The organism is Bacillus sp. 9.4, from assembly GCF_055486415.1.
In genome coordinates, this window is sequence record NZ_JBVFMU010000002.1 from 122,575 (window position 1) to 146,740 (window position 24,166).

The window sequence follows — 24,166 nt, forward strand, 5'->3', positions numbered from 1 at the left end:
GAGGGGGCGTTTGTGTTTTCTCAGCGCTTCACCAATTCATCTGTTTCTTTTTCTTCCCTCGCTTCATGTTTCTTCCGGAAAGCCTTAAGGAAATTCGCATTCACTACTCCCCTGTTTGAATAAAGCTTTTCGCAAAATTCTAACATGGCTGTTGACGCTTTCGGTTCGGTTAATATCATGAAGTGATTGCTTGAATCGACATCCACCAGGTGGAAATGGGGAATTTGCCGCTCCCATTCCTCCCAATAGGCAGCTTGATCAAACGGTTCTTTTTCATTTGATAAAGTGAAATAAGTGTCTAAATCACCAAAGAAAGACCTGCTTTTGTTGCGGAAATAATAACATTTTACCGTCTCAGGATCAGGGAGAGGCTTAACAGTGTACGACTCCAAATCATAGGCGCGCTGTGTTTTCATCATTTGCTGAGCCTGCGCACGTATTTGCTTATCTGGTTTGTTTAGCCCTCGTTCTTTTGCCAAGTCAATCAACTCAGACAGGAATTCTTCATCCTCTAAGCTTATGTCCACCTCTTCACGGCTGATGAGAACATCCGTAAGTTTTTCCCGTTTCGCAATCGATGCCAGCATCGTATTAATTGTTTGCAGCATTGACGTTTTCATAGATGCCTCATTCTCTTTTGTCTCAGAACGATATGGGGAGTCAATCATCACCATGCTTTTGACAGCAAGGCCTTGGCTTTGCAGCTGGCGAGTGACTTCATATGCAATCATCCCGCCTAAGGAATATCCGCCTACATCATAAGGACCTTCAGGCTGTATGGATCGAATGATCTCTATATAATAGGAAGCCATTTGTTCAATTCCGTGCAAAGGAGCAGAATCAGTCATGAATCCTCTGGCTTGAATGCCGTAAAAAGGGCGCTGGCTCTTTTGTGCAAATTGCTGATAGATTTCAACTCCTCCTACTCCGCCATGGAACCAAAAGACAGGGCGCCCCCGCTTGCCGTCATTTAACGGTATCAATTCCGGAAACGTGCGAGCTTGATCATTTTGTAAGGATGTATCCTCCTTTTTCTTTGCGATCAAGTCCATCATGTCCTGAACAGTATGGCATGCTTGAAGCTCCGTCAAGGCAATGAGAGGGTCCACCTTTGATTGCAATTGCTGTAATAACTGTATGCAAGAAATTGAATCAAATCCATACTGCTGCAATGGCTTATGAGGCTGCAGTTCATCCGGAGCCATCCCTAGTACATTTGCTAATATGTGATGATCGCTGCTGTTGTTGATACGCTCATCCTGTGAAACAGAAGGCGTATTCTCTACTGCTTGAAAGCCGTTCCAGCAGCTTCTCTTTTCAAATGGATAGGTTGGCAACGGTATTCTGCGGGCACCTTTTCCTTGATAAAGCTTCTCCCACGGGATTTGCACCCCTTTTGTCCAGCAAAACGCGATCTTATCAAGGTTGTTTTCAGACAACAAAGTCTCGATCACCATTTCTCTTAATGGACCATCCAGCAAGGCTTCGATATCTGACGAGCCATTTTCTGCATTTCCGCTAAAGACAGGTACAGAACTTTTCGGCTTATCGCCTTTTTCCGCAGCTAAGCAATCTTGCAAGCCGATTACCAGTTCTTCTTTACTGCGGACAACGAGCGCCAGGCGGTCTTCCATTTCCTCTCGGCCGGATTGGAGTGTATAAGCATAATCTTGTAATGACAGTGCTTGTTGTTTATTCACATAGTCAAGCTGCTGTTGAACAATTGCTTTTAGCCTGTCTTGATTCTTTGCAGAAAGAACCACAATGTGGGCACCATTCTCACTCATACTAAACGGTGGTTTTGGTAAAGGAATATATTCTTCTAAAATGACGTGCGCATTTACGCCTCCAAAGCTATAGCTGTTGATACTCGTTCTGCGCGGAATTTTTTTGCCTGCAGCGTCACTTAAATCCCCCCATTGCTGATTCTCGGCAGTCACTCGGAAACGGGTGCCCTTTAATGACACCTGGTCATTCAAAGACGAAAATCCGGATAGGCCTGGTATTGTTTGATGCTTCATCGCCATGCTGACCTTCATAAGAGCAGCCATGCCTGAGACGAGTTCACCGTGTCCGATGCTCGGCTTTAAGCTGCTGATATAACATGGCGCTTCCTCCCGTACTTCCTGTGGAAGTTCCAATTCGAGCTGACTGCAGCCAGACTTTAACGCCTCTATTTCTATCGCGTCTGCCAATGGAGAGGCGATCCCATGCGCTTCTATATAGGTCACCGTTTTGGGATCAATTTGTGCTCCTTGATAAGCCTTCAGCATTGCATCCTTCATGCCGGCCGGATTTGGCGCGTGAAGTGACATTCCCCTGCCGCCATGCGATACACCTGAACCTTTAATAACCGAATAAATATGATCAGAATCTTCAATGGCTTTTTGCAATGGTTTAATGATGAGAACTCCTGCTCCTTCACTTCTGACAAAGCCATTTGCATCTGCTTGAAAGGATTTGGCCTGTCCTTTCTCACTCAAATAGCCCATTGAGTCGAAGCCAATAAAGCCTTTTGGTGAAAGCAGCAAATTCACAGCCCCGACAATGGCTTGCTCACATTCGCCGTTTCGAATGGATTGTATAGCTCTGTGCAAAGCCACTAGAGCTGAGGAACAGGCAGCTTCATAATATTCACTTGGCCCTTTTACATCAAGTGCATAGGATATACGGTTTGGAATTAGGGAAGGAATCACAGCTGTATCCGTATTGCCGGCTGCGACAAATACTCCTGTCGGGCGGCTGGATACAACCTGCCCTGTTAAGCCTGCATCTTCCATCGCCTTCCATGCATGTATCAAGAGCAGAAACTCCTGTGGGTCCATATTCGCCGCTTCTTTAGGCGATATGCCAAAAAACAGGGGATCAAACTCACCTATTCCTTCTATAAAACCGCCCCATTGAAGGCTTGATTGCCCTTCCTTATCGGCTGCGGCATATTTGCGCCAGTCCCAGCGTTCTTTCGGCACTTCAGAGACACAGTTCTTTCCTTGGATAAGGTTATCCCAAAATTCCGTTACGCTGTTTGCTTTCGGAAACTGTCCCGACATGCCGATAATGGCTATGCCGTCTGCTGCGTGTTCGATTGTTTTATCCGTGTTCGTCTCGTATGCCGGAATCTGTTTCATTTGGTTTTCGATTTGAGCTGGGCGTTCTTCCTGCTGATGAGCTTCACCAAACAGCTGAGCAAATGATGCTTCATGTTTGTCCGCAAAAAAGTCGATTAGCTCTTGAATAGTCGGATACTCAAAAAACAGAGTCGGATTTAATTCGATCTTTGTCTCTGCTTCCATCTCCCTTGTCAATGAAACCAATTGAGAAGAATCGATTCCAAAATCCATGATATGCGCTTTTGCAAGAGACAATTTTGACGGATCGGCCATGTTTACTGCCAGTTTATCTGTTACATAGCTTCTGATACGATCTTTCAGATTGCTGGCTTTGATGGCCTTATTTTGATTTCCTCTTTGATTCGAAATACGAAGCTGTTTAAGCGAGTAGCCCGAGTAGTGCAGCACTGTTTCTGACGACTCATTGATCACATCTACATCAAACAGCAGCATGTCACCTGTATTCTTAACCAATGTAATCAAAAGCCAGCAATCCTCTTTTATCGTTTGCTTTGTAAACTGGATATCATTGATTCCAAACGGCAGGAAGCCGCCTGTCATGTCAAACTGCTCCAAGAAACTGAGGATAGCCAAGTACGCGCTGTTTGTCATCAATGGGCTTACAGTGTAATGGTGCCCGTTTGCCAGCCCGCTTTGGGGCAGGCGAATTTTTGCCAGTATAGACTTGTGGTCTCTGTAAAGATGAGTAATTGTCTTAAATAACTCTCCCCATTCAGGACCGTTTCCGGTTTTATACATCTGATCGATGTGATGAAGCTTAGTTAATGAATGCTTAACGTTCTCGATATTGACTTTTTTTGGCTCAAAAGAACCGATTCCGCATTGTCCGATTGCGGCAGGCTTCCACAAACCAGAGGACGGCTCGCGATACATGATTTGCAGTTCTATGACTTGATCTTTTTGCAACGGCTTTGCCTGAAGTTCAATGGTCTCGCCTTGTTTGATGACAATTGGACTGATATAACTTAATTTGCTGATACTGCCGCTGTTTTCCTCAGGGAACAGGTTAAAAAATGCTTCAATGGCCAGACTGCCATATGTGGCACCGACAAGCACCCGTTCATTGTTGAAGACGTGTCCTTGAACGTAAGGCTCATCATAAGTGAATTGATCTTGAATGACCGGCTGATTGATATTGTCTTCAACATCTGACGATTTCTCATTGATAGACGATACATCGAAATGAAATGATGTATTATGGTCAAATGCATAGTGAGGCAGATGAATCCAGCCTGATCGGTTCCCTATATCAGCTTCTTTAAAAGCAATCGATGCCCCTTGTGCCCATTGCTCTGCTGCGTTTATTTCTCTATCCTTAGATGCTGATTCCGGACATGGCTGTAAATCGAATGATGTATAGATGCCTTGCTGGAGTGAGCTTTCTCTTGATGTTCGGAATATCTTTAGTTTTTCGATCAGCTCTTGAGTTGATGTCACTGTAAATGCAGCCCTATGCTCTAAATTATGGTTTCTCCTGTGTAAAGCCTGTACAACGGGTTCAATATCCAGAGAAGCTTCCTTCTCTAAAAACAATTGCATATTTTCTAGATAGCTAAGCAGGCTCCATTTTGTTTTGGCTGAAAAAACGGCAGTGAATTCCTGCTGGCGGGGAGCGATATGTTCTTTCTCAGGGGCCGTCTCCATATATTCTTCTATAATAAGATTGGCATAGGCTCCCCCCGCTCCGAAGGAATTGATCATGCTTCTGCGAGGCAATTGTTTTCCAGTTTCAGGATCATTCAAGCGATGCCATGGCTCTGTTTGTTCCTGAAGATAGAAAGCCGTGTGCTCCAGCTTAATATTTGGATTGACAGGCAGCGCGTTAATTGTCGGCACCAGCGTCCCTTTCTTCATCTGCAGCAGCACTTTTGTCAGCTGAGAAATACCGGAAGCCGCCTCTAAATGCCCCAGATTGGATTTGACAGAGCCTATCGCACAAAACTGTTTCTTGTTTGTATATTGTTGAAACGCGTTTGTTAAGGCAATTACTTCAATAGGATCGCCCAGCGCCGAACCATTTGCCGCCGATTCAATATAGCCGATAGTCTCTGGATCAATGCCCGACTGCTGAATCGACTTGACAATTAACTTTGCTTGCTGCTTCGGATCTGGAGCTGTATACATCTGTCTTCCGCCGCTATGGTTAGCAAAACTGCTTTTGATCACAGCGTAAATATGATCCTGATCTTCCATCGCCTTCGAAAGCGGTTTTAACAGGACAGCTCCGACGCCTTCCCCGGGAATAAGCCCGTTTCCTGTGCCAAAACTTTTGCTTTGATTGCCGCTTCCCAGCAGATTGGCACGCTCCAAAGAATCATATTTAGAGAGATCGAGTGTTAAATTGACGCCTCCAGCAATCGCCATTGAGCAGTTTTTCAATTTCAGGCTTTCACACGCAAGATGTATGGCGTTTAATGAACTAGAGCATGCTGAGCTGACAGCGATACTCGGTCCGGTCAGGTTAAAAAAGTGGGAAACGCGATTTGCAATGTGCCAGTCTCCCCCATTTGAGCTGAGGACTGCCTGCTCTAAAGATGGGATATTCCAAAAATACTGGTTATACATATTCCCTATAAAAACACCTACTCCGTCATCATCCCGCAATTTATCCAGCCGGGTTCGCGTATAGCCGCCGTCCTCAAACGTTTCCCAGACGGTTTCTAAACATAAACGGAGTTCCGGTGTCATTTCCATCACCCGGTTTTGCTCCACCTCAAAAAGCTGATGGTCAAATGCCTCTATATCTTGTAAAAATCCGCCATAGCGTTTCTTATTTGCCGGCTTTTTTGGATCTTTTGATAATGTTTTCAATAAAGATGTGCGCCATCTGGATTCCGGTGCCTCTGTAATACAATTGTCTCCGGCGATTAAATGCCCCCAAAGCTCTTCTAAACTGTTAGACATCGGATAGCGCCCGCTTACCCCGATTATTGCGATATCTTCTGTACTAGAATCATTAAAATGTGTTCCTTGCAAATTACTTGTCTTTTCTTTTTTTGGTGGTTCGGTATTTGCTAGCTTAGTTTCAGTGACTTCCTGCTCTGTAACAAAGCGGCGTGTATTAAAAGTAAATGGCTTATTAGGATCTGTACGCTCTGTTTGAAGTGGAGCTTCATTTTTTGCAGGCTTCGTTTTTTCCTTTAACAATGCTGTCCGGAGCTTATTTTCATGCCCCTTTACTAAATATTCGACGAGTTCTTTTGTGTTGTTATGTTCAAATAAAATGGTTTTTGGAAGCTCTCCCGTCACTTTTTCTAATTCACGAATGAAATTCACCTGCAAAATCGAATCAATTCCATACTTCTCAAATGTCGTATCTTCGTGAATACGTTCTGGTGATAGTTTGATTGATTTTGCCAGCGTATGCTTCACAAATTGTGCCGTTTGTTCGATGAGAGAATCGCTTTCCTGTGAATGATCGATTTCAGCATTCATTTGTATATGGCTTGGATCTTCTTCTGCCTCCGTTCTCTTCTTTTGACGGACGACTCCGTTACTTTCAGCGGCAATGATCTGCTGGCCGAACTGATGCGATTGTTCAGCCATAAAGGAAACATAGCGAAATCCTTCACTCTCAAGCACCGTTTTCCAAGTATCCGGATACAGGCCCGGGCAGCCCGGTATGCGGAGATCAGGATCCTCATACAGCCACCAGCCCTCTAAAAGGCCGAACGTCAAATGCGAATATATATTATGATTACTTATTTCATTTAAAAGGAGCAGCCCGTTCTTTTTCAAAACTGCTTTTGCATTTCGCAATGTTTGCCGGATATTTTTTGTGGCATGAAGCACATTTGCCGCGATGACCGCGTCGTAGCCTCCCGCATCAATATGCTGTTCAGACGCCGGCTCCTCGACATTAAATCGTTTATATGTCAAATATGGATTGTCAGGACCATACTTATTTTCTGCATGCATTAAAAAAGCTTTAGACAGATCTGTATAACAATATTCTTTTATATGTGTCTGCCATGCTTTCAATTTTTGAAAAACAGCCGCGCTTGTCCCGCCGGTCCCAGCTCCGATTTCTAATATTCGAATCTTCGCCTCAGGCTCTTGCTTCAGACGTTCTTGCAGATAGGCTGTTAACGTATCTGCAAGAACATCATTAAAATAGTCTGCGACTTGATTGTTTTTATAGATCCCTTCTACTAAATCCATAGATGAATTCGGAAACAGGATATCGGTGGCTGACGCCTTGCCGGTCAGAATCTCCGGCAAGGCTTTAAGTGCTGTCTCCACCAATGTCACCATGGCTTTCATATTATTGTCTTGAAGCAGGTCAGATTTTTGTTCATTCCATTCTTTCCACAGCTCGCTCATGGTGCCTATTGAGCGTGTTGGAACATATCCGTTCTCCGTTCGCTTCAAAAATTGCTGCCGTTCTAAAATTGATTGGCTTTCTTCGAACCATCTGCCATAGAAATTCTCCAATACCGGCTGGGATTTACTTTCTGTGAAAAACCCTATGGACTGTAATTGTGCGAAAAGCATTTTACAGAGAATGTCTTCTGTGTTCAGCATTGGCGCTTCCCCTCCTATAACAGTTGTTGAATCTTTGTGCTGTCACCCGGGTGATAGCTTCGCAGCTTTTGAATGGCGGAGCCGTGGGTTTCCGGGTACACTTCAATTGTTTCGTCTGTCTGTTCCGCTTCATCATTCGTTTCGTTTGCCATTTTCATCATCACTAGCTGCTTCAGCGGTCCCCCGAGCAGCAATTCCAAAGCTTCCATTGCTTCAGGGGCTTCAATTGAGCCTATGCCTGCCTGAGCCATTCTCTTCTGGTAATCCGGTGATGAAACAACACCAATGCTTCCCCAATAACTCCAATTCATCACGGCCACTGTACAAGGCCATACGTGAGACAACCGCTGTGCAAAAGCATCCTTAAAACTGCAGCCCGCAGCGTAATTGCTTTGTCCGGAAGCTCTTGCAAACGATTGTACGGAAGAGAAAAACAAAACAAAATCCAGTGGTTCATGCCGGAAAACTTGGGCCATTCGCACGCTTACATCAACCTTTGCAGCAAGAACGTTTCTGAAACATTCCTCACTCATATTCATCAGGCTTCGGTCTTGTAAGACAATCGCAGAATGGATGATGCCGTTGATTTCTCGATGCGTTTGTTTCATTGTTTCATACGCTCGTTCTAATTCCTCTCGGTTAGCCGCATCTGCTTGAATGTAATACGGGGCTGGCCCTAGACGCGCAAGTCTGTCCAGCTTGCTTTGAATGGCTGCATCCTTTTTCCTTCTGCCAATCCAAACGATCTGCGCCCGATATGTTCTGATCATATATTCACTCCACGCCTCACCAATACCACCAGCTCCGCCTATGACAACATAAACGCCTCCGTGCTTATACTTCGTGTGCACCGGTTGATTGTTGTGTACTGGAATTAGACGAAGCTTATGCCAGACCTTGTCTCGATAGGCCCACGTATTCCCTTCTTGATCGGCAGGCAAGGAAAGGAGTTGAGATAACGGCAGATCTTCGTATTTTTTAACATCGATCAGCTTTGTCTGCCAATTTGGATATTCTTTTGACATTGAACCGATCAGGCCGTGTACCCCGGCATCGACCGGGTCGACAATATCATGCTGATCAACATATTGTGTATTCACCGTCACGACCGTCCAGCTTATCTCCTTCTGTCCATAGCCTAAAGAGAGCATTGCCTTAATGAGCCTATACATTTGAATGACGCCTTGATCTTGGGCTTCAATCATTTCATCGCCGACTTCGCACTCTGTCACACGAGAAGGAGACATCCACACGATGTGGTCAAACGATCCGAGTGCTTCAAGCTGGCCTGCAATTCTATGAATTGATGCGTTCGGCTCAATGTACAGCTCCTTGGCAAACGGGAACTGCCTTTGAACAGCTTTTCTGCTGTTGTCATCCCCTCCGAGGATGACAACACGCTCATCAGCAGGCGAAATGATCCTCTTCTCCAGCTGCACTCGATCCCATATCGGCGCCATAAGAAGCGCTCCGTTAAGAGTTGCTTTGGAGTTTCCTAGTGATGTCGGCCCGTCTGGCGGTTGTATGCCTTCTTCCAGCAGCCTTGAGGTAATCCCCTTGATTCTTACACACACTCGGCCTTGTTCATCACACAAATCAATATCCAGTCTCTGTATTTTGTCCTTATTAGGACGAGATGTCACAGACACCCACATTTTATTTGTACACGGGCTGAATATTTCTAGCTCTTGCAGCGCAAAAGGCAGAGAAAGCTGCTCGTCACCGGAATTCAGCTTTAGCCCGATCGACGCTTGTAAAGCAGAGTCGGCCATACTTGGATGAAGAACGAATTCATTCAGTGTGTGAGTTACACCAGCAGGCAGAGAAAGCTCTGCCAAGGCTTGATTGCGGCCGATGTAAAGCCGATCTATCCCTTGAAAACCAGGTCCGTAGTCAATGCCGATCGCCTTAAACAATTCATAACATTGGTCGTGTGAGAGTGTGCTTAAACTGCACTGGTCTTGAAGCACGCTGATATCCTGGACTGGAATGTCTCCTGCCCTGCGGATTGAAGCACTGCCTTGACAATGTATCTTTCGATCATTGTGTGCATCCTCTGTATAGACGTTAAAAGCAATCTCTCCGTCCTGCTGGGGATTTAGACTGATATCCACTTGAACAGGCTGGCCGTCCGCCACAATCGGCTGCACCCACACAACATTTTTGATGTGAATAACAGATTGTTGATCTTCGGTTCCTCTTACCGCCCTTATAACGGCAGCATGAACCATCTCAAGATATGCCACGCCCGGCATAACCGGTTTTCCCTTCACCTTATGATCGGCGAAAAAGAACTCAGCACCTGTAAAGACCGAGCTGAAACGCTGCTCTGACAAATCAGATGTGTTGACATGTATCAATGGATGCAAAGCTGCTGATTCGACTGTTTTTAAAGCTGTTTGATGGGCGGCTGCCTCCTCTTTCGTATCCGTTATCCAGTAGCGTTCTTTCGCAAATGGATAGGTAGGGAGGCTGATGCGTTTCGGCTGTTTGCCGTCATACAGTTTACTCCAGCCTATTTCCATGCCTTTTACCCATAAATCAAGCAGTCTTTCATATATGTGAGGCTCCCAGCTATTGTTGAGCGTTTTCTGTACTTCGTCATCTGATCTCAATGTTTGTGCGATACCTTTTTCTGCTCTGCCTCTGTACATGTACTTCGCATTGGTGCCCCCTTCTATAAAGAGGTTCAGTTTTTCCAGCAAGTCCCCAGTCGAGACAGCGATGATCCCTAGTCTCTCCTCCATTGCATCACGCCCCTCTTGGAGTGTATAAGCAATATCAGTGAGGTCACGAGCAGTGATAGATCGCTTGCTGATAAAGTCTGCTAATTGCCGGGCTTGGTCTTTCAGACGATCTTCATCCTTTGCCGACAAAATAAAGATGCCCGGGTGCTGTGCTGTCACAGCTGGTGCTGTTGCAGGATGGGTTGTTTCTTTCGGAATATATTCCTCAATGACCACGTGGGCATTGACGCCGCCTATCCCGAACGAACTGATACCTGCGCGGCGCGGCAGCTCTCGGCCGGCTTCATCCCGAAGCGCCTGCCACTCTCTCGATTCCTGCACAATATAAAACGGGCTGTCATCCAGTCTGATATACGGATTAACAGTTTCACTGTACAGACTTTTGACAAGCGTTTTATGCTTGAGCTGCAATAACACTTTAATGACACCCGCCACACCGGCCGCCAGCGATAAGTGACCGATGTTTGTTTTCGCTGATCCAAGTCCGCAATGGCTGCCATGAACAGCCGGGTCCCCCGTTTTTTCATACAGCTCTTTAAATGCCGCTTTTAAGCCGTTGATTTCTACTGGATCGCCCAGCTCGGTTCCAGTCCCATGCGCTTCAATATAAGTTACGGTTCTTGGATCAATTCCCGCTTTTTCATATGCTGTTTTTACGACATCCGCCTGAGCTTTCGGATTAGGAGTCGTTAGAGAATTTGCGCGGCCACCGTGGTTTACCGCACTTCCTTTAATGACACCGTAAATATGATCACCGTCTCGTTCAGCCGCTGTCAGCTTTTTCAGAAAGAGAATGCCGGCACCTTCACTGACTGCGAATCCATCGGCTTTGTCAGAAAATGTTTTGCATCTTCCTTCTTTGCTCAGCGCCCCGGCTTTATCATAGGCGATATGGCCTTGCGGAGTTACGACCGTGTTGACCCCTCCCGCAATCGCCATTTCACAGTTTCCATTTTCAATGGCGCAAACCGCATGATGAATGGCGACCAAAGAGCTTGAGCACGCAGTGTCGATCGGTTCACTCGGTCCATGAATGTTCAGGAAATAACTGACTCTATTCGGTCCTGCAGAAGGACTCATATTCGCAGCCGCTGAGCCTTCGATGTCTACATTTGACAGAAGTGAACTGTACCCTGTGTTTCCTGTCCCGATGAAGATGCCCGTTTTGGTTCCTGCCAGGCTTCTCGCTGAGTGTCCCGCTTCTTCTACCGCCTTCCACGCATAGGTCATTAACAGGCGCTGCTGAGGCTCCATCTGCTCAGCCTCCAGCGGAGATATGCCGAAGAACAATGGATCAAAGTCAGCTACTTCATCAATAAAACCGCCCCATTTGACGTTTGTTTTATTCGCTTCTTTCAGAGGGTCTCCGTAATACTCCTGCCAATCCCAGCGGTCTTTTGGAACCTCTGTAATACAATCCGTGCCCAATGACAGGTTCTTCCAATATTCCTCAACGTCTTTTGCCTTTGGGAAAACGCCGCTCATCCCAACAATCGCAATAGGCTCAGGCTTGTGATCAGCTTCTTTTTGCATTGGTGTTACCGAAGGTTTTACAAAGCGGTTTTCAGTCGAAAACGTCATATTTTTTATATTCTGTTCGACAGGCTGCATCAGCACCTCAGCTTTGGCAGGCGTTTGAGCTGTAAAAGCATTTGGATATTCTTCTGACAGATACCCTGCAAATGCATAAACAGTTGCGTGCTCAAAGAAGATCGTAGGCGTAAGATCCAGCTTGTACTTCTCATTCAGTGTATTTGCGAATTCAGTTAACGTAATCGAATCAAATCCATATTGATTAAACTCCATGTCCGGGTCAATCTCTTCAGGTTTGATTTTGAGCAATTGAGAGATTGTTTGCTTTAAAACTTCTTGAATGTGGTCAAACATATTCCCTTGATCCATTCTTGCTTCAGATGTCACCGGTACTTGCACTGTTTTCATTGGTACATCATCAGAAGACGGCTTTTGAGTCAGCTTTTCCCTCATCATGTCTTTGATTCCTTCCATGACGATGACTTGATCTTTGCCAAATGCCAAAGCTTTATACAGCGCTTGAATGCCGGTCTCGGTCCGCATTGGAGTCACACCTGTGTTTTTCAACGTCATGTTTTCAATTTCTTTATTCGCGCGCATGCCGCCTTCTTTCCAGAGCGGCCAATTGATTGACAACGTTTGTCCGTGCCTGTACATGGCGGTTACAAGCGCATTTCGATAAGCAGCATAACTGTCCATAAATGCATTAGCCATTGCATAATCGGCCTGTCCCGCGCTGCCGGCAACACTTGATATTGAAGAAAAGAGGATAAAGAAATCTAACGCAAGATGCTCGGTTGCCTCATCCACATTCACAAGCCCTTTCACCTTAGGAGCGAGAACTTGTGTCAGCTCTTCATTGGTTTTGCTCATAAGATAGTTATCTTTAATCAGCCCAGCGCTGTGAATGACACCATTCAAGTCTTCGTAATCAGACGTAATGCTTGTGATAAGCTCGGAGGCTGCTTCCGTTTGTGTCACGTCAACCTGCCTGTATTCTGCGCGAGCCCCTAATTGCTGAAGTTCGTTTAGCTCCGCCTGCTGATCCGCATTCAACTCGGATCTGCCTGTCAGAATGAGCACAGGCTGTTCGGCTTGACGAGCAATCTCTTTTGCAAAAATAAACCCAAGTCCTCCTGCGCCGCCCGTGATGAGGTAAACACCTTTATCTCTCCACGGCATGCTTATTTCCCGATCATCTATTTGCATTTCATCCAGATCATTGATGTACCGTTTGCCTTTTTCATATTTGATGTGCTGATCTTCTGTGTGCCTTTTATTCTCTTTCAGTTTTTCTATTACACTTTCAATATTTTCATGTGAATCGATTTCAATCGTCTGGCCGATTAGTTTTTTATTCTCCAGGCCGGCGGTTTTAAGGAGCGCCGATAGCCCTGAGAATGAGTACTGCTTTCTTTGTGCAGAGGTAAGCAGCTGGATCAGAACATTGCCCTGAGGTCTGCTTTTGAGAAGATCCTGAACCGTCTCAAGCGCTTGTTCGGCATAATCTTGGAACCTCTCTGCAAGTCCTTCGCGGAATGACTCCAAAACGATGCATTCCGCTCCTGTCAATCTTGATTCAATGCGATCTTTTGAGAGGCCATTCATGTCACAAAGCATGACAATGTGCCGTTCGTAATGAGGCTCAGGACTTTCTTTTTTAAAATCCTTAGGCACCCATTTTTCTTCAAACATCAGGGTTTCCAGCGTTTGATCAGATTCCGCCGATCCAGAGCCGCCTTCCGCTGCTCTGAAAGATAATCCTTTCATCCGTACGCAAACATTGCCGCTCTCATCTAAAATATCAATATCGCGCTTTTGCACCTTATCAGTTGCCTTGCTGCCTTGGCTGTATCTTGCGTATACCCACATTTCTGACGAACATGCTCCGAAGACTTCAAGCTCCTGGACCGCAAAAGGCAGTGTCAGCTGGTTATCCCCGGCGCCTGTCAAAATGCTTGACGCCTGCAAAGCAGAATCCATCAGCCCAGGGTGCATTTTGTATTGGCTGAGCGTATCTGCAGCTGACGGATGCAATGACAATTTTGCCAAAACAAATTGTTCAGCTGTATAGATTTTTTTCACTCCGCGATAAGCAGGACCATATTCAAATCCAATCATTCGATAGGTGTCGTATACTTCGTTTACGCTGAAATGGCTTTCCTGACACTGCTCCCGCAGAGATTGCAAATCAACCGCCGGCAAATTTTCAGCAGGATTCAATACCGCGCTGCCTTGACTGTAGACGATTGACTGTTCGCCAGTAACGTCTGAATGACCATAGATTTCATAAGAGATCTCACCATTTTCTCCCGGTAAAAGCCTAATGTGTACTTGCTGCGGCTGATCCTCTACAACAATAGGCCGCACCCACACCGCATTCTTTAGCTTCATGGTACACGGTACACCTTGTACCTCTGCGGCCTGCTCAACAGCTGCCCGCGCCAATTCAAGATGAGCCACTCCCGGCAAAATCCGTTGGCCTTTCACAACATGATCAGCAAGGAAAAACTCTTCTCCCGTATAAATAGAGCTAAACCTTTGTTCCGAGAGATTGGATGTGTTTTGATGCATTAATGGATGCAGCACGGCTCCGCCAAGGCGGGAGGCTGCTTGATTTGCATCAATGCTGCCGCTTTTTTCAATATGATCAGAGATCCAATAACGGTCTTTTGCGAAAGGATACGTCGGCAAGCTGATGCGCTTTGGCAGATTCTCGCCATACAATTTCGTCCAGTCTACATCAAGCCCTTTTACCCATAATTCAAGCAATTTTGCATACTTTCCCCGTTCCATCCATTTCTCGACGGCTTCTTGAATCTCTTCGTCCTCTGTCAGCATTTGGAGTGTGCCTTTATCAATCCTGCCTTTAAATACATCCTCCACACCGCTTTTCTCCGCTGCAAAGTCTTTTAACTTTTGCTGTAAATCCTCAATGGAACCGGAAATAATCCCGAGACGTTCTTCCATCGCATCCCGTCCGGCTTGCAGTGTATAAGCGATTCGGGCGAGATTTACGTCACTATATGTTTGCTTATCAAGCGCATCTGCCAGTTGCTGTGCATGTTCTTTTAGCCGCGCTTTATTTTTAGCCGATAAAACGAAGATACCCGGATGTTCCGGCGTGATGGATGGTATATTCTCATCGGATGCTTCCGGAATATATTCCTCGATAATCACGTGGGCGTTTACCCCGCCGATTCCAAATGAACTGACACCTGCCCGGCGAGGAAGCTCTTCTCCCCGTTCATTTTTCAGCGCTTTCCATTCTTCCGTTTCCCGTACGATATAGAACGGACTGTTTTTCAGCTGAATGTATGGATTCACGGTTTCGCAATGCAGACTTTTCACTAAGGTTTTATGCTTAAGCTGCAATAATATTTTAATAACTCCTGCTGCACCGGCTGCCAGCGATAAGTGGCCAATGTTTGTCTTTACAGAACCTAAACCGCAGTAAGGATTGGCTGATGTGTCTCCTTCATTTACACCCAATGCTTTAAAAGCTGATTTCAAACCGTTAATTTCAACCGGGTCTCCAAGCTCCGTCCCGGTTCCGTGGGCTTCAATGTAGGTCACGGTTTTCGGATCGATTCCCGCTTTTTGATATGCCGACTGAATAACATCTGCCTGCGCCTTCGGATTGGGAGTCGTTAAAGAGGCTGCACGGCCGCCGTGATTGATTGCACTGCCTTTTATGACTCCGTAAATGTGGTCTCCCGCTTCTTCAGCCGCTTTTAATTTTTTCAGGAACAGTATGCCGGCACCTTCTCCATGCGCAAAACCATCGGCTTGATTTGAAAACGTCTTGCATTTTCCTTCTTTGCTCAGTGCTCCCGCCTTATCAAAGCTGATATACACCTCAGGAAGGATGATCGTATTTACACCGCCGGCTAATGCCATGTCACAAGTGCCTTCCTCAATTGAAGAGATGGCATGGTGGATCGCCACTAGTGAACTTGAGCACGCTGTATCAATCGGTTCGCTCGGCCCGTGCAGATTAAGGAAATAACTGACCCGGTTCGGACCGACCGATGGGCTCGTATTGGCTGCCGCTGATCCTTCTATTGCCGAGTTCGCTTTAGATAGAAGAGAGCTGTATCCTGTATTTCCCGTTCCGATGAAGACGCCGGTCTTTGTGCCTGACAACCTTTTCGCCGAATATCCTGCATCTTCGATCGCTTTCCAGGCGTAAGTCAGCAGTAAGCGCTGCTGTGGTTCCATTTGTTCAGCTTCACGCGGGGAAATGCCAAAGAATAATGGATCAAAATCTGCAATTCCGTCAATAAAACCGCCCCATTTCACGTTCGTTTTATTGACTTCCTTCGCCGGATCACCTTCATATTCACGCCAATCCCAGCGATCTTTCGGGATTTCCGTCATGCAGTCTTTGCCCTCTTTTAAGATGTTCCAGTACGCCTCAACATCTTTCGCCATAGGGAAAATCCCGCTTATGCCCACAATGGCAATTGGCTCAGGCCCTGCATCACTCTGTATGGCGTTTGGCAGCATGACTTGCTGCTTTCTGCGTCTTTTAGCTTTGGCACGCACGGCTTGTTCCTGTTTCGCAGCAGGCTGAATCTTAGCCGATGCAGCGCGCACAGCAAATGTCTTCGCAAATACCGATTGATATTCTTCTGACAAATGCTTGCCAAACGCATGAATCGTCGGGTGGTCAAAAAATACGGTTGGCGTCAGCTCTAACTGATAGGCGCGATTGATATGGTTGGTGAATTCAGTCATGGAGATAGAATCAAAACCATACACCGTCATCTCGGCATGATCATCAATCGTTTCAAGCTTGACCTTTAACAGCTTGGCGATCTCTCGCTTTAACATCGCCTTTACTTTATCCAGCAAACTGTCTGTATCAATGCTATTTATTTGTTCAGTCATGTGCTCTGCTTCCTTCTTTTCCATAGGTGCTGAGGCGTTTTTTGCCAGCATGTTTTGTTTTATTTTCTGCACATCGCCTTCGATCACCATTACTTGGTTTGCCTCTGAATGAAGTGCTTGATATAATGCCTGAATTCCTTTTTCTGCCCTCATAGGAACAATACCGGCAAGTTGTACAAGCCTTTTCTCAGTTTCTTGATCGACCTGCATGCCTCCATCTCTCCATAAAGGCCAGTTTACAGAAAGCGTCTTCCCATGCCGCTGGCTGAGGTCGGCAAGCCGATTTCGATAGCCTGCATACATATCCATAAATACATTGGCTGCCGCATAGTCAGACTGGCCAATGCTCCCTAAACTTCCTGAAAGAGATGAAAAGAGAATAAAGAAGTCTAAAGGCAAATCCTTGCTCGCTTCGTCTAGATAAACAAGCCCTTTTACTTTAGGCGCCAGTACATCGTGCAGATCTTTTGCCTGTTTATTAACCAGGTAGCTGTCCTTGATGATTCCGGCACTATGAAGAATACCGTTCAGACGGCCATATCTTTTTTGAATGTCGTCAATGAGCTGATAGACTTCAATTTTATTGGTAACATCTGTTTGCCGGTAGGTGATGTCAGCCCCCTTGCTATGAAGCTCTTCCAGCTTTTTGCTTTTGCTTTCGCTAAGAGGTGAGCGGCCCGCCAGAATGACTGTCGCATTTTTCGTTTGTTCCGCAATTTCCTTTGCAAAAATATGACCTAGTCCGCCGGCACCTCCTGTAATGAGATAAACGCCATTGTCTTTCCACGGCTTGCTGCCGTCTCCTTTTGCCTGTTTGATTTCACGCCAATCAGCAATATACCGTGTCCCGTTTTGATATTTGACATATGAATCGCTGCTCATTTGATTTTCTAACAGTTTGCCAGCAATGCTTCCTCCACTTTCTTCACTGCTGACTTCAATCATTTGGCCGGTTAGTTTGGCATTTTCCTGACAAGCTGTTTTCAGCAGTCCTGTCAACCCTGAAAACAATTGCTGTTCTCCCTCGGCAGAGGTCACGATCTGAACGAGAATGCAGTCTTTCGGTTTCGTACGAATGATCTCTTGTACCTTTTTAAACACTTGTTCTGTATAAGAATGGAAACGCCCATCTACTGAAGAAGGCCTTGCTTCCAGGCTGTATACATGGACATCCTCGATGGCTGCTTCAATCTGTTCTCTCGTCTCATTGTCATATTCACAGAGGAACACGAGATGCTCTGCATATTTTTTTGCAGCTAAGCTGTTAGCAGCCTTTTGTTCTTGCCAAACGGGCTGAAGCAATAAAGTTTCAGCGTTGATTTTTGATGGTTCGGTTTGTATATCTGCCTCCATCACTCTCGTCGAAAATCCTTTCAGCCGCACGTAGATCATGCCATGCTCATCACATAGGTGAATATCGACTTTCTGTATCAAATCTCCTGGTTTGTTTTTCGAGTTGAATTGAACATAAACCCACATGTCAGAAACGCACTGACGAAAGACCTCAAGTTCCTCCAGGGCAAATGGCAGTGCTGCCTTAAAGTCTTCAGTGTCTGAAAGTTCCGCTCTGACGACATTTTGCAAATATTCAGCCGCCTGTAACGCCCCGTCCATTACACTTGGATGAAGAACATAATCGCCCAACGTATGTGCAACAGATTCTGGCAGTGATAATTTGGCAAGCAGCTGGCCGTCACCTTTATATACGGTCTCTACACTCTTGTAACCTGGACCGTAATCGGCGCCGATCATCCCTTCATAAAACGAGGCAGCATCCATTCTGCTTTGATCACATTGTTTCTTGATCTTAGAAAGATCCAGTGCTTTTTCTCGCTTTAACTGAATCAATTCCGCTATACCTTGGTTATATACAACTGGTTCTGCATCAGCGGATTCCGGCTCACCATACATCCGATAAGCAATGTGTCCGCCATCTTCATCGTAAAGTCCGATATTTACCTGAACCGGCTCACTTCCTGCTACAACCGGGCGAACCCACACGACATTTTTCAGCCTGATTCCAGTTTCATGATCTTCCAATCCGCCAATTCCTTGTTCTATAGCGGCTCTTGCCATTTCAAGCGTGACCGCCGCCGGCAAAATCGCCATGCCTTTAATGATATGCTCGGCAATAAAATACTCTTGTCCTGTGAAAATGGAGCTGAAACGCTGCTCTGACAGAACCGATGTATTATGGTGCACCAAAGGATGCAAACGAGATGGTTCAATTGTTGTGATAGCGCCGGTGCTGCTTTCAGGCCAGTATCGTTCTTCGGCAAAAGGGTATGTCGGCAAGCTGATGCGGCGTGGCTTTGTATTTGGATAGAGCCTGCGCCATTCAACGTGAAAGCCATTTGCCCACATCTCGGCAAGCTTTCTCAATTCTTCTTTTGATATCCGCGATGAAGCCATATCATCTGCTTCAGCATTTCCAAGCAGCTGTTCAGCGGATGTCATTCTCGTTTTTTCTCCTTGAATACAGCCTTCTGCGAGCGGCTTTCCAGTCACAAAAGCTTCCAGCTGATGTTTCCACTCTTCCAGATCGTTCACTATAAAAACGATCCTGTTATCCATTGCTTCACGGCCGACTTGGAAGGTATATGCAATATCTCTTAAAGAGAAATGCCTTTGCTCGTCTTGACTGATATAGGACAGCATTTCCTTCGCGTATACTTGGAGCCGTTCACTATTTTTTGCTGATATAGGAATGATGTAAGGCTGATTGCCTTCGTTTTCGGTACCTGCATCAGAAATGTTTTCATATTGCTCAAATATTGCATGGGCGTTAGTTCCGCCAAGGCCGAAAGAGCTCAGAGCCGCCCGATGGACACCTGCGTGTTTCTCTAACGATTTTCGTTCACGGACAACATAAAAAGGAGAGCTTTCAAACTTTATATCCGGATTCGGCTCCGTACAGTTGATGGTCGGTGCAAGTTCATTATGGTATAAACTCATCGCAACTTTAATGCATCCGGCTAACCCCGCAGCTGTATCCAAATGGCCAATATTCGTTTTCACTGAACCAATTCCGCAAAATTGTGTTTTGTCGGTGTATTGCTTGTACACTTTATTTAGAGCAGACATTTCAATAGGATCGCCTAATTTCGTTCCCGTTCCGTGTGCTTCAATATAACTGACCGTTTCAGGATGGATCTTGGTTGTATCCAATACATGCTGTATCACTTCTGTTTGGCCTTTTACACTAGGCGCATAGAAGCCTGCCTTCTCTGCCCCATCATTATTGATGCCTATTCCGCGCATAATGGCATAAATATGGTCTCCGTCTTTTACGGCATCCACAGCTTTTTTCAGCAGGATGACTGCTACGCCTTCACCTCCGGCCATTCCGTCCGCCGAAGCATCGAACGCCTTCACATGCCCGTCGCTTGAAAAATTCAATCCGTTTTGGTGCACGTAGCCGATCGCTGATTGTGCGTGCAATGTTGCGCCTCCGACAAGCGCATATTGTGATTCGCCCGATGTCAGGCTTTTGTATGCCTGATATAAACCGACTAGTGATGAAGAACAGTTTGAATGAACAAAATAGCTTGGCCCTTTTAATCCGAGCTTATGTGAGATCATTGTGGGGATGGTTCCGCTTTGGGCTAAAACCCATGAGACATAGCCATCCGGTGATTCATGTCCTTCTGTTGTCTCCTTCGGCAATAACGTTCTATATGAATTGCTGCTTGCAGACATATATACACTTGTTGCCGGAATCTCCTTAGCCACATATCCTGCATCTTCAATCGCTTTCCAGGAGTGCAGCAATAAGAGGCGGAGCTGAGGGTCCATATACTCAGCATCTTTTGGCGAGATTTGAAAGAAACCGGGATCGAATAAGTCTTTCCCTTCGATCACAGATTGCACAGGCACATAGTCAGGATGCTGTATCAATTCTTCGGGAACTCCATTTGCGCGAAGCTCTTCTTCAGAAAAGAATCGCATGCTTTCTTTGCCTTCTTTGATGTGGTTCCAGAAGTCATGATGATTTTTCGCACCCGGGAACTTGCAAGATATCCCCACAATCGCAACACTGTCGTCAAAATAAGGGGGAATCTTCTGTTTCGGGTATTTTCCATCTTTTTTGTCATCATGATCATCTTCATTTTGTGTCCCGGCTAGATCTGAGTTTTTCATCTCCAAAATGTATTCACTGATTGCACGGATCGTGGAATACTCAAACAGCTCAGTAACATGAAACTCACAATCGAATTCTTTTTTGATTCGTTCAGCCACAGCTACAGCCAGAAGCGAATCGCCGCCCGCATCGAAAAATCCGTCTTCCGGCCCAAATCCGCTGACCTTGAGCGTTTCCTCCCAAATGCGCAGCACCTGATCCTCTATTTCCGTTAATTGCAAGTGATTTGGTTTCCTTCTGTTGAACACGATCTCGCGTTTTTGTAATTCTTTACGGTTCACTTTTCCGCTGGGCGATAATGGAAGCTCATCTAAGCGGATAAAGTGTGAAGGTATCATATATTCGGGCAGACTCGATTTTAGATGAAGGCGCAAATCTTTTGGATTGGCAGAGGCATGTCCGCTTTCCTCAGTATAATAAGCAGCGAGCTGTTGATGGCCCTCCAGCTGCTTCACCACTACCGCCTGATCTAAAATGCCCGGAAATTCACCCAGCTTTGTTTCTATTGCGCCCAGCTCGACGCGAAAACCGCGTATTTTGACTTGGCTGTCAATCCGTCCCAAGTATTCTATGTTGCCGTCAGGAAGCCACCTTGCTGAATCACCCGATTTATATAGCTTCGTCCCTGGTTCAAAGGGATTATCAATAAATTTTTCAGCCGTAAGCCCCGGCTTTTTAAAGTAGCCTCTTGCTAAGCCGGCTCCAGCAATGCAAAGCTCACCTGGCTTTCCGATCGGGACAGGCTTCAAATGCTGGTCCACAATATAAATTTTTGTGTTGGAAACAGGCTTTCCAATCGGTGTATGGTGACTTGCGATATCTCCTTTTCCGCATCCGAAATACGCAGCGTAAATGGAGGCTTCCGTCGGTCCGTATATATTTTCAACACGGCAGTTTGTAAAGAGTGATACCGCCTTTTTCACTAATTCTTTAGGGAAGGCTTCACCTGCAACCATCATATACTTCAGCGGACCGTCCTCTGTGAATCGCTTGTTGTCTTTCGCCATTTCTAAAAAAACATGCAGCATGGCCGGCACAAAATTAATGTGAGTCACTTTATATGTTTCAATATAATCCATGCAAAGCTGCGGTGATTTCTCCCCATTAGGCGGAAGAATCACTAGACGGCCATCTCCAATAAACCATCCGAATAATTCTGAGATCGATACATCAAACACATAGTTCGTCTTCAATAAATATGCATCCTCAGCCGTTACAGGATAGTGAGATTCAAGAAAATTCAGGGTATTCATAATGCTCCGATGCTCTACCATAACCCCTTTAGGCTCTCCGGTGCTTCCCGATGTATAAATAATATAAGCGAGGTGTTCCGGTTTTACTTCCCGCTTTAAACCGCTGCTTTGCTGGTCTGTATAACCGTCTCGGCAAGCTAACTCGATATTGATCGCTTTTACATGGCTGCCAGTTAATCCGATGATCCTATCATGAACGTTAGGTTGGGTGAGGACAATGGATGCCTGACTGTCTTTGAGCATGTACTCTAATCGTTCTTGCGGAAAACTTGGATCTAACGGCACATACGCTCCGCCAGCTTTCAGTATTCCTAAAATTCCGATGATCATATCAAACGAACGCTCTGCACAAATGCCAACGGGCTGTTCAGGTCCAACACCCTGATGTTGAAGGTAGACTGCCACAGATGTGCTTTTTTCATCTACTTCTTTATATGTAAGTGATCTGTCTTCAAACATCAAAGCAACCGCATCGGGGGTTTGTTTCGCTTTTTCCTCAAACACCTCATGTATACACTTTTCATTTGCGATGTTTGTCCCTGTCGCATTCCATTGTTCCAGCAAACTAGTTTGTTCTTGATTTAATTGCAAAGAGTAAGCTTCAAGCGGCAAAGACGGGTCCTCCATCATGTGCTGCGCGAGCTTCATATAGTTCTCCATCATGCTTTCAATGGAGGACAGTTCGTACAAATCAGGGTTGTACAGAAGATGAAGCACTGTTTCATTTTCTTGCTCATATATTTCGAGCGCCAGCTCAAATTCACCCTCTTGCCGAATGTCTTCAATATATTCGATGCCAAGCGTTTGATACGGTTCGAGCACTTTTTGCAAGCCTGTTGCCTGAAAAAAGTTTTGGTACAGAAAAGCTGTTTGAAAAACCGGAGAATCCGCGGCCGAGCGGTCTACATTCAGCTCTCTTACCAATGCAGGGAACGGAAACGCCGCATGATCCAGGCCGTCAGCCACTGTCAGCTGCAGTTCCCGAATAAATGCTGTTAATGGCTGAGATCCGATATTCTTGCTCCGAACAGCCATCATATTGATAAAATAACCGATTAGGGTTTCAAATCTGTCTTCTTGCCGACCCATTGTCGGAACGCCAACAATGATATCCTTTTGTTTTGTATAATGATGCAGCAACACTTTGTAAATGGAGAGAAACACAACCGATTCATTCACATGATTGGTGCGGGCAAACGATTTAATTTGATTTTTCAGGTGATGGGGGAGCAAGCTTTTATAAGCTTGCCCCTTGAATTTTCGTGATGAAGACCGCGGACGGTCAGCAGGCAAATCAAGAACTGGCAGACTCCCAGACAACTGTTCTTTCCAGTAAGCGAGATGCTCTTCCCCTTCTCTGCCAGTCAGCATCCGTTTTTCCCAATCGACAAAATCGTAATAATCAGCTGTTAATGGCTGCTGCAAGGGCTCAATCCCATTCAGCAATTGTTGATACGCTTCGAATAGCGCCGATATCAATGTCAGCATCGACACACCATCAAATATGATATGGTGAATTGTTATAAGAACAATGCATTCTTCTAACCGATGAAAAAGGTGTGTGCGCCATAACGGACCAGCTTCCAACTGGAAAGGTTCTTTTGCTTTTTCTTTTAGAAAAGGAAAGATATCTGCTGATTTCATTGCTGATATATCCTCTTCCACAAAATAAAGATCCTTTGATAACTGAACCGATTGAAATGGAATGCCATTTTCTTCTTGAATCACACTGGCTAAGATCGGATATTGTCTCTGTACAAACAGAAGGGCTTTCTTGAACGTCTCTGCATGTATTGGTTTGCTGAAGCGAAAGCATAAAGGAATATTATATGCACTCATCTCAGGAGACATTTTTTGAAGCATCCACAGCCCTTTTTGCCCTTCTGAAAGCGGGCTTTTCAACTGCCGCTTCATGCCTTTAAGATGTTCTTCCACCTCAGAAAT

Annotated in this window: 2 protein-coding genes; both read right to left on the reverse strand. The window is 45.6% G+C overall.

Features of this window, described 5'->3' with window-relative positions:
- Nucleotides 1-20: 20 nt before the first annotated feature.
- Nucleotides 21-7,655 carry a beta-ketoacyl synthase N-terminal-like domain-containing protein gene (locus ACZ07B_RS07485; protein ID WP_464877068.1) on the reverse strand — a complete coding sequence of 2,545 codons (7,635 nt, stop codon included), beginning with the start codon at nt 7,653-7,655 and terminating at the stop codon, nt 21-23.
- 14 nt (nt 7,656-7,669) lie between these two features.
- Nucleotides 7,670-24,136: an amino acid adenylation domain-containing protein gene (locus ACZ07B_RS07490; RefSeq protein ID WP_464877221.1), complete on the reverse strand. Its 16,467-nt coding sequence runs from the start codon at nt 24,134-24,136 to the stop codon at nt 7,670-7,672.
- Between the last annotated feature and the right edge of the window lie 30 nt (nt 24,137-24,166).

Coding starts and splice junctions, on each gene's coding strand:
- ACZ07B_RS07485 (WP_464877068.1), bottom strand. CDS start 7,655: ATGCTGAACACAGAAGACATTCTCTGTAAAATGCTTTTCGCACAATTA.
- ACZ07B_RS07490 (WP_464877221.1), bottom strand. CDS start 24,136: ATGAAGCGGCAGTTGAAAAGCCCGCTTTCAGAAGGGCAAAAAGGGCTG.